We start from the raw sequence: 11,614 nt of genomic DNA on the forward strand, positions 1-11,614 counted from the left end.
TCGGTTTCGTTAAAGTTAATTTTGTGTACTTCTAATGCTCTCAGCAGGTCCTAAATAACTTGGTTTTAATCCGCCAAGATCCAGCACCAATTTCTGGAGTACCACCCCGGGGTTAATCATCCAATACCGGAGGGTGTGTTTACCTGGTTTATTAAAAACCAGGGGTGTTTTGAAGATTTTAATATTGTTGGCCACCGATTGCCCCCAGGTATAATCAGAAGTATAATCTTTGCTGATATTAACCACAATCGGGCTTTGTTCATCCAATGAAACCGCGAATTTTAAACCATCTTTTCCTGTAAAATCAATGGTAGGAGATACGAAGGTATTTAAGTTGAAACTACCCGTTTCGTTTACAAAAATATCGTAGGCCAAATGCGGAGCACCTTCACCGGGTTGCTGCACAGGCGAGCTTACCGGCGTTACGATTACACCGTCTTTTGTTTTTCCGTAACCTGGGATGGTTTTCCAAAAAATTGGCCGGCTGTTTACCGCCCTGTTGTAGCTTGCCGCTTCTATTGAGAGGTAGCCATCATCGGCAAGGAATAAATCGGGAGTTAAATCTGCCGGTAATGTATTTTCAGTTTTGATAGGCACGGTAATAATTGAATGGTTACTGCCAGTAATAAGCATTTCGGTTGTTTTAGTCCCTTTTGGCGCTTTACTCCAGTCAATGCTGATGTAAATTTTCTGATCATCACCAAGCATCCCTTTCTGGCGGCTTAGCGATACAAAAGGAGGGGCTTTAATCTCGTATTTCACTTCTCCTGCACCTGTTTTAAAAATTTCGAAGCTATGGAATGCATTGGTGACTGCCGAAAAAGTGAAACCATTGGGTAACTTTGTTTTTCCTGTAAAGTGAAGTGCTGAGTTTTCCGGTGAAATACCCAGGGCAGTAACGGGGTTGTTGATGAGTGTAGTTTTAGGGGCGATATTGCGATCCGGTTGCTGCCAGGAAGTGTATCCAATGTGTGTTTGGTCCATCATATGATCCCATTTTCCACCGGCCATTGTTTTGTTGTAATAAGTACTGATTTCAGCATCTTTTTTAAACAATGAATCGACCTTTCTGGCGAAACCATTGGCCGAAAACCTGCCCTGTTTGGCATATAGTGTATTTTTGGCCACGGCTAGATAAAGCTCGTACAAATTGGCCAGGGCCTCAATAGGATGAAGTACCAGCTGGTAATAAGCATCTTTTTGGTGATCAGCTAATTGTTTGCTGGTGGTTATAGCTTGTTGTTTGAGTTTAATAAAATCATTGGTAACCTGTTCAAACTCATTATAGTTGGTTAAACTATAAGTGTTTTCATCAAGCAGTTCTGGTTTAACCCTTCCGGCATATTTCAGGTAGGTGTCTATATGACTCGATATGGCTACGGCCTGTTCATTACCAAATTGTTTGGCAGCCCATTGGGTAGTATAGTCTATTAATTTATCAGCCGGTATGGCATCAGGGTTCCAGGCATAATCTAAAAAGAATTGAATGGGAAATTCCATGGGTTTTAAATCACCAACGTTTACAATCCAAATCTGGTTGGCATTGTACTCGTAAGCCATGTGCATTTGTTCCCATATTTTTTGGATGGGATTAGTATTTATCCATTTATAGTTTCTCGGACCGCCTACATAATCGAAGTGATAATAAATTCCATAACCACCTTTTCTGGGTTTCTCTCCCAGGGCCGGCAATTTTCTGATGTTGCCCCAATTATCATCGCAAAGCAGTAAAGTAACGTCGTCCGGAACGCGCATTCCTTTATCGTAATAATCCTGAACTTCTTTGTATAAGGCCCAAAGCTGCGGGGTTTGCGCCGCAGGTTTTTGGGTTACTTTTTCAATAATCTGGCGCTGGTCGTTTACAATTTTTTCGAGCAGGGCGGTGGCTGTACCATCTGACATCGGCTCGTCGCCATCACCACGCATACCAATGGTAATAATTTGTTCTTTACCGGCTACACGTTGCAGGCCGCTTTCCCAAAATGCACGTAACTGTGCCGGATTTTGTTCATAATTCCATTTACCGCCCTTATATCGTTTCCATTCATCGTGTGCACGTGTTAGGGGTTCGTGGTGTGAAGTTCCGATTACTACCCCGTATTCATCAGCCAAAATAGGATTGAGCACATCGTCGTCGTTAAATGCATTACCCCACATGGCCGGCCATAAATAATTTCCCTTTAAACGGAGAATCAGTTCGAACACCTTTTCATAAAACTTATGGTTAAAGCCTCCAAATTCTTTTCTGCTCCAGCCCGAAAGTGCAGGGGCTTCGTCATTTAAAAATATTCCCCGGTATTTTACCGCCGGCGATGAAATTACATGGCTTCCTCCGATAACGTAGAGCGATTGGCTTTTTTTTACCGGTACATCCGCCCAGTAATACCATGGCGAAACACCCATCTGAGCAGAAAGTTCGTATACTCCGTATATGGTTCCACGTTTGTCGCTGCCTGCAATTACCAGGGCCGAATCAATCCCCTTTACCGGGTTTTTTACCACCTGTATTAAGGTCGCCTCCCACTTGCCCGCAATTTCTGAACCATCCAGGCTGCGGTTACGGATCATGTCGCCGATGATTTTGCTTTTACCGATTGTACCAATGATGATGGGCAGCCTGCTGGTTTTACCGGTTAAAAATACAGGCTCAATACCACTCACCAGTTTAATATCGTTCTGAAGATTTTTAGCTGCCCGTACAACGCCGGGCCATTCGTGATTATCGACAATAATTGCCGGAACCTTACCCTGGCTCACCAGTGGAAAGCTTCCGGGAAGGTAAGTATTTACCGTAATTGGATCGAGCGTATGAGCCCGGACGGTGATAAAGCCGGAAAAAAATAAGATCAGTGCAAATAATTTCTTCATGAGTTAAAATTTAACGACCTCCCAGTAAGCTTTTTTGGGTTTTAACTGCGTATCGAAAAGTAAAGGATAATTTTTACGGCCGGGTACGGGATAACCGTCCAGCCAGGTGCGGCGGTCTGAAATATTCCAGAAGGTAACATTGGTGATTACATTTTTATATCTTCTGAATACATCGAACACCATTTTGTATTGCGCTATCTGCCTGGCTTCGAGTTCGGCAGTGTAAGCGTCGCTTTCATCGGGGCGTTTGCTTCGTTTATTTTTCTCCCAGGGATAAATAGAAATATCCAATTCGGTAAACTGTATTTTAAGGCCTAAAGAGGAATAACGCCTGATTGCCAAAACCAGTTCTTTTTCAGTAGGTTCGTAAATAGACCAGTGTGCCTGCAAACCAACGCCGTCTATAGGAACGCCTTTGTCTTTTAGGCTCTTGAGTAACCTGTACACACGTTCCCGCTTTTCGGGTCTTTCGGTATTGTAATCATTGTAATAAAGCTTGGCATCGGGATCGGCGGCGTGGGCATATTCGAAAGCTTTGGCGATAAAGTCTTCGCCGCAGATCTGAAACCATTTGGAATTGCGGAGATACCGGGTAGAATCATCGTCAATGGCCTCATTTACAACGTCCCAGGCATATATTTTTCCTTTATACCGCCCAACAACCGCATCGATATGTGCCTTTAACCGCTGTAGCAATACGGCTTTACTTACTTCTTTTCCATCTTTATCCGTAAAGAACCAGGAAGGTGCCTGTTCGTGCCAGCATAAATTATGTCCGCGTACTTTGATGTTATTTTTCTCTGCAAAACTGATGAGCGAATCGGCTTCCTTCCAGTTGAATTGGCCTTCCTGGGGTTGCATCCGCTCCATTTTCATGTCGTTCTCCGCCGTGATGCTGTTAAAGTGTTTTTTGATCAAGGCACTTTCTTCTCCGGCCAGATTACGTTTGCCAACGGCAACACCAATAGAAAAATAGTTTTTATAAACATCTTTTAAACCAATGGTATCGGTTTGATGACCGTAAGAAAAGGGTATGGTTTTATATGCCCCAAAGCTCAACGCAAAGCATAGCATTAAACCAGCGCTTAAAAGTATATTTTTGGTATTCATTATCTTCAATTTTGAAAGGTTACAGCTTATTGGGTTACGGCTTGCCGAGTAAACTGAGCATCTTTTCTGCATACCTTTTACCCAGCATGCGGTAACCTTCGGCCGAAAAGTGCAGGTTGTCTGGTCCATCCGGGCAGCCCGCAGAAGAAATAACATGTGCATTGGTAATGGTTTGCGGTAGGGTGGCGATAATGGTATTCATACTGGCACAAACCCCGCCCTGATCGGCATTTACCACTTCGCCGGCAAGCAGCGGGGTCTTTTCAGCTTTCAGCTCCAGGTCTTTCAACAGGTTTTCATATACCTGCTTTACTTTTTCCGGCCATGCCTTATCGCCCGTATTCGATTCTCCCTGGTGCAACAATATTCCTTTGATGATGCCACTCCGCTGGGCAATTTTGCCCAATTCAACCAACCGGGCGTATGGGTTTCCTTCATATCCGGCTAACATGCCCTTCATCCAATCAGGCGCTGTGGCTGTATAAGACTGGTAATTTTCCTTGTCGAACAGTTCGATCTTACATCCGCCTATAGCAACGTTGATAACACCTATTTTAACGTTTTCAGGCAGCTTGGCAACAAGTGCCCGGCCGAAATAATCTACAGGACCCAAACCGGTATTGCACCGTGTAAGTGGTGGCACAGCTGTGTACCAGTTGCCTTTTATCCGGTTTAAGCCAGGGCAATCAACAGCCTCCAGCAGTTTAAACCTTTCATCAACCGCTGTGGTATCCTGTGCTTCAAATTTAGCAGCACCTTCCATGTTCGACTGCCCGAAGCAGAGAAAGATATAAAAATTAGGATCCTGTGAAAAGGAGGGAATGCTGATTAGCAATAGGGCTGCACAGATAAAAGCGGCCCGTAATTTGGTCATATTCATATTTGGTTATATTAATAGTATTTGATTAGATGCAGTTATGGACAGGCCTTACCGCAGCAGGAACGGCCGCAGCAATTTTGCGGCCATCTGCTCACTGTCCGCTTAAAACCTGGTTACCTCGTAGTATGCTTTTTTAGGTTGTAAATCCGTGTCGAACAATAACGGGAAGTTTTTTCTGCCCCGGCCATCCAGCCAGCTGTAGCGGTCTGAAAGGTTCCAGAACGTAACACCGGTAATATGCTTTTTATATTTTCTGAATACCTCAAAAACCATCTTATATTTCTCCAGTTGCTGTTGTTCCATTTCCGGTGTAAAAGCCGTTTTATCAAGGCTTTTTTCTCCCGTGATCAGCTGACCACCCTGCCTCCCCGGAAATACGGAAATGTCCAGTTCGGTAAACTGGATCTGAAGACCCAGGGATGAAAATAATTCGATTGATTTTTCAAGCTCTGACCGGCTCGGGTTATTGACAGACCAATGTGCCTGTAAACCTACACCATGGATGGGAACTCCTTTGGCCAGCAGCTTTTTCAGCATGGTATAAATCTTCTCTCTTTTTATTGGATTTTCCGTATTGTAATCGTTGTAAAATAACACTGCCTTTGGATCTGCGGCGTGTGCATACCTGAATGCCTGCTCAATAAACTCTTCTCCGGCAATCTGATACAGCTGAGATTTGCGGTAAGTGCTGGTGTCATCGGCTATTGCCTCATTCACAACATCCCAGGCATAAATTTTTCCGCGGTAGCGCGATACCACCGTATTAATATGGTCTTTGATCCTCGAAAGTAAAACTTCTTTATTAACCTGGTTTCCTGTAGAATCTTTAAACAGCCATCTTGGCGTTTGTCCGTGCCAAACCAGGCAGTGCCCCCTTATTTTTAATTGATGGTCTAACCCGAATTGAACAATGGAGTCGGCAATTTGCCAGAAATATTTTTTTTCAAACGGGTGTATGGGACCCATTTTCATTGCATTTTCTGCAGTGATGGAGCTGAAATGTGTGAGGATTAACGATTTTTCATCGCTCCGGAGATCGGAAGGCTTAACCGCAACTCCTATGGGAAAGTAATCTTTATAATAGTCTTTCAGTCCTTCAGCCCTTTTGTAGGCAACCAGGGGCAGGATTAAAAAGAGGAGGTAAAAAGAAATCGTTCGTAATTTATTCGGCTTCCAGCTCATATATTGGTTGATGATAAGGAAGCTAAATTATTTGGATCGGCGGTATAAGGATAGCTTGTTTCGTCATTTTTACTAGCACATTTGAATAATCGGGTGTTTTTTAGCAGAATTTATTGGAATGCGTTTAAATTTTATTCAACTAAAGCATATTACATTTTACTGTGACACACTGAGGGGGATTGTATAAGAATCAATAAGAGTAGCAGGAGAATTTAACGTTTAGATCTCCTCGAGAAATCGTCGTTGCTGGAAGGCTTTTTAGCCGGCGAAGCCTGTAGCAGCTAGGCTTCGTCGTTCCTCCTCGCCATGATGATTCCGTTTATTTTCTAATTGCACTGAAAAAGCTTCGGCAGAAAGCAGATTCTATGACGTTGGTAAATGGCTGAATGATAATAAAACAGCTTCGGCATTTCAAAAAAACAGGTATACTTTCTTTTAGTAAAAAGTGATATATTTAGCTCACTTTAGGCTGTTGTTAAATGCAGGAAGAGGACCAAATATTACTTGATGAGCTTCAATCAGGGCATAAAACTGCTCATGAGCGTGTATTCAAAAAATACTATCGAGCCCTTGCGCTCAAAGCTTTCCTTATTCTGGATGATGAAATGGAAGCAGAAGATGTGGTGCAGAACCTTTTCGTGGAGATGTGGCAGAAAAACCATTACCGGTCCGTCAAATCTTCATTAAAGTCGTACCTGTTTCGTGCCGTACACAACCAATGTCTGATGGTATTGCGCAAGAAAAAGAGTACGCAACGCCAGTTAGAGGTATATACACAGTCGTTAGTGCAGGAAACAGAGGAACAAGGGCAAAGAGAGGTCCCCAACGATTTGCGGGAACAACAGGTGAAAACGATTTTCAATGAACTTTCCATACAACGCCAAAAAGCCTTTAAACTGGTACATATAGACCATAAAAAGTATCAGGAAGCGGCAGATGAAATGGGGGTTTCCATCAACTCGGTGAAGACACACCTTAAATTGGCAGTAAAAGTGCTGCAGAAAAAACTAATAAATTTAAAATAACATTCACCTAATAGAGACGAACATGCATCTGAATAAGGAGATGGAGTATAACGACGAATATATTAAGGCACTCTTGGTGGAAAAGCTGGCCGGAACGATCAGTGAAGAAGATGAGCTAATGGTGAATAAAGCGCTTTCAGATTCGCCAGCAGCCAGGGCATATTGGCAGCATATTCTCGGTCAGTTTCAGGCGTCGTCCCGTGCTTCTGATTTTCTGGATCGTTTAGATGAACAGCAGGCATGGAATCGTATAAGTAAAGAGTTAAAAGATGATCAACATGCAATTGAAGCTAAAAAGGTACCGATGTGGCGGTATGTGGTATCTTCGGCAGCTGTATTGGCGATTGCATTTATTGGTTTTTGGATGTTTCGTGGCCATAATACCGTTACACTGCAGGCCCCTCATCACCAGGTATATTTAAAAACAGATGATGGGCAAACACTTGATCTTTCTGCCGACCGGAAATTTGAAATAGCAGGTACAGAAATCAATAATCAATCTAAAGAATTGAGCTACACCAGCGATGCAAGCAAGTCTCTGCAGTGGGCAACATTGGTGGTGCCACCTACAAAAGACTATAAAATAAAATTAAACGATGGCACAACTGTGTGGTTAAATGCAACATCAAGTTTGCGTTTCCCCTTTCGTTTTGATCTTTCCAAACGTGAAGTATATTTAAAGGGCGAGGCATATTTTGAAGTAGCTAAAAATGCGAAAGTACCTTTTATCGTGCATACAGATTATGCTGCAATACAGGTACATGGTACCTCCTTCAATATAAGTGCCTATGAAAACGAAGTATTTACAGCTTCTTTGGTAGAAGGTGCTATATCAGCAGTTAAAGACCAAGAAAATATCCTGTTGAAGCCTGGCGAAGAGGTTTTTGCTCGATCCGGTACACTTGGTGTTAGAAATTTCGATGCCGATTTGCTCTCCTGGCGCAAAGGCTCCTACTATTTTCATCACAAGCCACTGGGAGAGATTGCGCAGGTTTTGGTTCGTTGGTACGATGTGAAAATTGACTGGAAATCAACCGCGATCAGCAAGCAGATATTTACAGGAGAGATAGACAAAAGCCAATCATTAGAAGTGGTGCTTTCTAATTTACAGCTAACCTCAGGCATTCATAGCAAGCTGGAAAAAGGCATATTAACCTTTTATTAAATTTTTTTAAAAAACATTCACCCCTTTTAAGAATTATTGCATCATGGGTTTAACTTAAATATAAACCTAAACGCATGATCAAAAATCTTACCCGAATGGGCCGGTTGTCCTTACCGGTAATTTCGTTAATGCTTTTCTTTGCAGTTAGTTCGGTAGCTGCTCAATTTCCGGCAAAGATTAGTTTAAAGGCCAACAACATTACACTGGCCTATCTTTTTAAAACGATTAAAAAACAAACAGGACTTACGGTTTTTTACAGTAATGCATTATTAGATGATTCACAGACCATTTCGGTGGCTTTTGAAGCTGCTGAACTTGCTGATGTAATGGCAGTGGCACTTAAAGGTAAGCAACTGGATTGGCTAGTGAAGAATAAATACATTGTGCTTCAAAAAGCTGCTCCAAGCCCCGTACCAAAGAAAGACCAGGCCGATATCCGGGCATTGAAAGCCGAAATAAGTGGTCGGGTTACCGACGAAACAGACGGGCCATTGCCAGGTGTCAGTATTAAAATAAAAGGAGCTGCCTACGGTACGCAGACCGATAATGATGGACGTTATAAGATTAATGCAACCAATAATGATGTTTTAGTCTTCTCTTACATGGGCTATGCAGCCCAGGAAATTCAGGTGGGTACGCAGGTGATCATTAACGTTAAATTAAAGGTCGCCAATGAAAATCTCGATGAAATCGTTATTGTAGGTTATGGTAAGCAGCAAAAAACCAGCCTTACCGGGGCGGTTTCGCAAATATCAGGTAAAGATATAGCGGTGAGGCCAGTAGGGCAAACTTCTGCCGCATTACAGGGCATGGCCCCTGGCGTAACGGTGAGGCAAAGTTCCGGAAGGCCTGGCGGAGATGCAGCAAGCATCCGTATACGCGGTGTGGGTACTTTAAGCGATCCCAATCCTTTAGTAATGATTGATGGAATAGAAGGCTCTATGAACAACATAGATCCCAACCTCATTGAGTCTATCTCTGTACTTAAAGACGCCGCGTCTTCTTCCATTTATGGTTCCAGGGCGGCTAATGGTGTAATCTTGATTACCACGAAGCGAGCCAATGTAGACCAGGTAGGACTTTCCTATAATAATTACATCGGATGGCAAAATCCAACCAATATGCCAGATATTGTGGATGCTTTAGATCATATGCTGCTCACTAATGAGGCCTACGTGAATACGGGACGCACCCCACTTTACCCGGCATCACTGATTGAACAGTATAGGGCACAGAACGGTGCAGGTTCTGATGCTTATCCAAATACCGATTGGCAGAAAGAAACCTTAACAGGTTCGGGCTTACAGCAAAGTCATTTCCTGACGGTTCAGGGTGGTACAAATAAAGTGCGTTTATTAGGCTCTTTTGGTTTGCTGGATCAGAAAGGCGTTATTCAGAATTCAGGTTTCAAGCGTTATACCATCAGAACAAATGCCGATATCAAATTTTCTGATAAACTGAACGCCCGTATCGATTTACAATATGTGAATGCCATTACAACAGATCCTGCAGTGGGTTCAGGAGAAATTTTTCAATGGATGAACGGTATTCCGGCCAACCAGATAGGAATTACCCAGGCCGGACAATGGGGGGTAGGATGGAACGGCTCTAACCCTATTTCGGCAAGTATAGCTGGTGGAACCAACCGCACCCGGGCACCTTTTGGAAGCATCAACGCGGTATTAAACTACAAACCGTTCGATTGGCTGGAAGCTGAAGTGGCATATTCCCCTAAATATGCGCTTTCTACAGGAAAAAATTACCGTATTGCTATTCAATCTTATTTGCCTAATGGCACGCCAAGCTTTTTAACACCTGCCATGTCTATGCTTACAGAAAGCAACAGCCACTCTTTTTTCAACAATACAAGGGCAACGGTTACCGCCAATAAAAATTTTGGTAATCACCACTTCAAATTTCTGGTAGGTGCTTCGCGCGAAGATTTTTATAATGAGTGGGTAAATGCTTACCGCGATAACTTTATTCTACCGAATTATGATTTGCTGAATGCCGGTTCAGCACTGAACCAACAAGCTACAGGGAGTGCCGAAGAATGGGCTTTGCAATCATTTTTTGGCCGGATTAACTATGCTTTCAAAGGCAAATACCTGGTAGAGCTTAATGCCCGCTACGATGGTTCCTCACGTTTTTCTGCCGGTAACAAATATGGATTTTTCCCCTCGGCATCTGCCGGATGGCGCATTTCGGAAGAGGGTTTTATGTCTGGGTTAAAGAAAATAATCAACGAAGCAAAATTGAGGGTATCGTGGGGAGCTTTGGGTAACCAGAATATCGGCACTTATCCTTCCGTTACCGCTATTGTATTGGAATCGTATACCTTAGGTAAGCAAATCGTTAATACTGCAGCACTGAACACATTGGCCAATAAAAATATCTCTTGGGAAAGTACGGAAGAAAAAAACATCGGTTTGGATTTGACCCTGTTTAATAGCCTGACCATTACTGCAGATTATTACCGTCGCCGTACAAGCGATATTTTATTGCCACTGGATATTCCCTTAATTGGGGGATTGGGCAAGCCTTTCCAAAACGCTGGTGTGGTAGATAATAATGGTTGGGAATTAGGCATGGGTTATAAAGGAAAAATCAAAGAATTTAATTACCAGGTGAATGTAAATGTTTCTGATGTAATCAATAAGGTGGTAGATACACATGGTATTAACCAAACGGGAACCACTGTAAATCGTGAAGGGTATGCAATAGGATCGCTATTCGGTTATGTTGCCGAAGGTTTATTCCAGTCTGATGCAGAAGTGGCAGCGCATGCCAAACAGTTTGGTACAGTTAAGGCAGGAGACATCAGATACCGTGATCAAAATGGAGATGGTATCATAAACGAATCCGATAAAGTGGTGATCGGGGGAACAATTCCACGGTTTACTTATGCAGCAAATTTGGCTGCATCTTACAAAGGCTTTGATTTAGGAATATTGCTGCAGGGCGTGGGCAAGGCCAATGGTTATTTGAGCGGCCCCGGTATTTTACCTTTCAATGTTGGCGGAGCAATTGGAGGCACAATCCGCGAAGACAATAAAGACCGCTGGACCCCGGATAATCCGGATGCTAAATTTCCGCGATTGGCATTTGGAGAAACCAATAACGAGCAGGTATCTACATTTTACCTGAAAGATGCTTCTTACTTGAGGTTGAAAAATATACAGATCGGTTACACACTGCCTGGCAAATTCAGCCAAAAAGCAGCGATTAAGCGTTTACGCATTTTCGCCAATGGTTCTAACTTGGCTTCGTTCGACCGCTTTTGGAAAGGTTATGATGTAGAAGCGCCAGTAGGCGGTGGAAATATATATCCACAGGTAAAGGTTTATAGTTTTGGCTTAGAGGCATCATTTTAAAGAACTGCAG

7 protein-coding genes are annotated in these 11,614 nt (G+C 43.0%); 3 read left to right on the forward strand and 4 right to left on the reverse strand.

What is annotated here, in order from left to right:
• Positions 1 to 15: 15 nt before the first annotated feature.
• The 4 genes from GGQ60_RS10480 to GGQ60_RS10495 form a co-directional block, all read right to left on the reverse strand.
• Positions 16 to 2,868 carry a glycosyl hydrolase 115 family protein gene (locus GGQ60_RS10480; RefSeq protein WP_183763386.1) on the reverse strand — a complete coding sequence of 951 codons (2,853 nt, stop codon included), beginning with the start codon at positions 2,866 to 2,868 and terminating at the stop codon, positions 16 to 18.
• Positions 2,869 to 2,871: 3 nt separating this feature from the next.
• Entirely contained in the window at positions 2,872 to 3,978 is a 1,107-nt protein-coding gene (locus GGQ60_RS10485; protein WP_183763389.1) for an endo-1,4-beta-xylanase, read from the reverse strand.
• Positions 3,979 to 4,012: 34 nt separating this feature from the next.
• Entirely contained in the window at positions 4,013 to 4,858 is an 846-nt protein-coding gene (locus tag GGQ60_RS10490; RefSeq protein WP_260300592.1) for a sialate O-acetylesterase, read from the reverse strand.
• Between the two features lie 102 nt (positions 4,859 to 4,960).
• A complete protein-coding gene (locus GGQ60_RS10495) occupies positions 4,961 to 6,040 on the reverse strand; it encodes an endo-1,4-beta-xylanase (RefSeq protein WP_183763392.1) in 1,080 nt (359 codons plus the stop codon).
• A 479-nt stretch (positions 6,041 to 6,519) separates the two neighbouring features.
• Between GGQ60_RS10495 and GGQ60_RS10500 the strand changes: the two genes are divergently transcribed.
• The 3 genes from GGQ60_RS10500 to GGQ60_RS10510 all read left to right on the forward strand — a co-directional run bounded on the left by GGQ60_RS10500 (position 6,520) and on the right by GGQ60_RS10510 (position 11,604).
• Positions 6,520 to 7,065, forward strand: a complete 546-nt coding sequence (locus GGQ60_RS10500) for an RNA polymerase sigma factor (RefSeq protein WP_183763395.1) — start codon at positions 6,520 to 6,522, stop codon at positions 7,063 to 7,065.
• Between the two features lie 22 nt (positions 7,066 to 7,087).
• Entirely contained in the window at positions 7,088 to 8,230 is a 1,143-nt protein-coding gene (locus GGQ60_RS10505; protein ID WP_183763398.1) for a FecR family protein, read from the forward strand.
• A 74-nt stretch (positions 8,231 to 8,304) separates the two neighbouring features.
• Positions 8,305 to 11,604: a TonB-dependent receptor gene (locus GGQ60_RS10510; RefSeq protein ID WP_183763401.1), complete on the forward strand. Its 3,300-nt coding sequence runs from the start codon at positions 8,305 to 8,307 to the stop codon at positions 11,602 to 11,604.
• Positions 11,605 to 11,614 lie beyond the last annotated feature (10 nt).

This window comes from Pedobacter zeae, assembly GCF_014196715.1.
Lineage (GTDB): Bacteria > Bacteroidota > Bacteroidia > Sphingobacteriales > Sphingobacteriaceae > Pedobacter > Pedobacter zeae.